The sequence below is a fragment of the Polaromonas sp. P1_E3 genome, assembly GCF_056405935.1.
In genome coordinates, this window is record NZ_JBFUBD010000389.1 from 1 (window position 1) to 2458 (window position 2458).

General features: G+C 63.9%; 3 protein-coding genes. All 3 read left to right on the plus strand.

All coding sequences use genetic code 11. The features are described 5' to 3' along the window. A partial coding sequence (locus AC1D0Z_RS19625; protein ID WP_477659854.1) for a 2Fe-2S iron-sulfur cluster-binding protein occupies positions 1-101 on the plus strand: 101 nt, incomplete at its 5' end. Positions 102-112: 11 nt separating this feature from the next. Next, positions 113-2272: a xanthine dehydrogenase family protein molybdopterin-binding subunit gene (locus AC1D0Z_RS19630; RefSeq protein ID WP_477659853.1), complete on the plus strand. Its 2160-nt coding sequence runs from the start codon at positions 113-115 to the stop codon at positions 2270-2272. 62 nt (positions 2273-2334) lie between these two features. Further along, the coding region (locus AC1D0Z_RS19635; protein WP_477659855.1) for an XdhC family protein at positions 2335-2458 on the plus strand (124 nt) is incomplete at its 3' end.

The following is a 2458-nucleotide window of genomic DNA, read 5'->3' on the forward strand; positions in this document are numbered from 1 at the left end:
ACATTGACGCGGCGATGAGCGGCAACATCTGCCGCTGCGGCACCTACCCGCGCATCAAGGCGGCGATCAAGGATGCTGCTTCAACCCTGCGAAAAGCCTGAGGAGAACGATCATGACTGACAACACACTGGTCCCCCTCGATCGCCCTGATCGCCGTACCTTCCTCAAAGCCTCATCAGCCGTCACGGGCGGGTTGATGATGGGCGTCACGCTGGGCCTGCCGCTGGCCGTGACGTCCGCGCAGGCCGCCGGCACGCTCTACACCCCCAATGCCTGGGTGCACATTGCCGACGACAACACCATCACGCTGCTGTCGGCCCGCTCCGAGATGGGGCAGGGCGTGTACACCTCGATGCCCATGCTGATTGCCGAAGAGCTGAATGTGGATTTGCGCAAGATCAAGGTGGCGATTGCGCCTCCGGGCAAGGTCTATACCAATGCCTTGCTGGGCGCGCAGATCACCGGCGGTTCGACCTCGGTGCGGGACGGCTGGGAGAAGCTGCGCATTGCGGGCGCGCAGGTGCGCATGATGCTGGTGTCGGCGGCGGCTGCCAAATGGAATGTTGACGCATCGACGCTGAAGGCTGAGAACGGCATGGTCATTGGCCCCAACGGCAAGAAGGCGACGTACGGCTCGCTGGCGGAGGCGGCTTCCAAACTGCCGGTGCCGGAGAATGTGGCGCTGAAAGACCCCAAAGACTTCACCGTGATCGGCAAGCCCACCAAACGGCTGGACACGCCGATGAAGGTCAATGGCACGGCCGAGTTCGGCATTGACGTGAAGCTGCCTGGCATGGTCTACGCCAGCCTGCAGCAATGCCCGGTGATTGGCGGCAAGGTCTTGAGCTTTGATGCCAGCAAGGCCAAAACCATGCCCGGCGTGATCGACGTGGTGCAGATCCCGGACGGCGTGGCCGTGGTGGCCGACAGCTACTGGCATGCCTACAAGGCGCGCCAGGCGTTGACGGTGCAGTGGGACGAAGGCCCGGTCGCGTCCATCAGCAATGCCAGCATGCTGGACGGCATACGCAAGGCGGCGGACAGCGGCAAGGTGATTCCCATCATCGCGCCCAAGGGCGATGCCGCCGGTGCCATGAAGGGTGCAGCCAAGACGGTCAAGGCCGAGTACGTGTCGCCGCTGCTGGCACACGCCACGCTGGAGCCGATGAACTTCACGGCGGACTACAAGAACGGAAAAATCCTGCTGATCGGACCCACGCAGTTCCAGCAGGGCGCGGAGGGCAGTGTGGCGGCGGCGCTGGGCCTCAAGCCTGAAGACATCACGCTGAAGACCACTTTTCTGGGCGGCGGCTTTGGCAGGCGGCTGGAGCTGGACTTCATCGTGCAGGCGGCGCAAATCTCCAAGGCGGTGGGCAAACCCGTCAAGCTGCTCTGGAGCCGCGAGGACGACACCACGCATGACTTCTACCGGCCCATGGCGGTGAACCAGCTTTCGGCCGGGCTGGGGGCTGATGGCAAGCCAGTGGCTTTCAACTTCAAGGTGACCTCGCAGTCCATCACGCAGCGCGCCTTTGGCCTGCCCAAGGACACGCTGGACCCTTTCATGGCCGAAGCCGGCGTAGTGCCTTACGACATCCCGAACACGCAGTACGACCTGGTGATTCACGACACCGGGCTGCGCGCAGGCTACTGGCGATCGGTGAGCCATGCGCTCAATGCGTTTGCCAACGAGAGTTTTGTCGATGAGATGGCGCTGGCGGCCGGCAAAGACCCGTATGCCTACCGGATGTCTCTGCTGGAAAAGCAGCCGCGCTTTGCCAATGTGCTGAAGATGGCGGCCGACAAGGCCGGCTGGGGCACACCGCCGCCGGCAGGCCGCAACCGCGGCATCGCGCTGATGGAAGGCTACGACACCTACATGGCACAGGTGGCCGAGGTGTCGGTGAAGGACAACCAGATCACGGTGCACAAGGTGACGGTGGTGGCTGACCTGGGACGCATGGTCAACCCCGACACGGTGCAGGCGCAAATCCAGTCGAGCGTGGTGTTTGGCCTGTCGGCTGCGCTGAACAACCAGATCACGCTGGACAAGGGCCGGGTGCAGCAGACCAACTTTGGCGACTACCCGGTGCTGCGCATGCATGAATCGCCGGTGATGGACATCACCCTGGTGCCCAGCACCGAGAAGCCCGGCGGCATTGGCGAGCCGGCCACGGCGCTGGTGGCGCCCGCGGTAGCCAACGCGGTGTTTGCGGCCACCGGCAAGCGGGTGCGTACGCTGCCGCTGAATGACAACCTGGCCAAGGCCTGAGGCCGCAGGGCTTTGCGGCCGGGCCGAGGCGGAAATAACGGCGGGCTGCTAGCATTTGATGCATGGATAACATCGACCTCGAAGTTCTGAAGACCTCATCGCAGTGGCTGGCCGCGGGCCTGCGCTGCGAGCTGGTGACTGTGCTTAAAACCTGGGGTTCCAGTCCGCGGCCTGAAGGCTCCATGC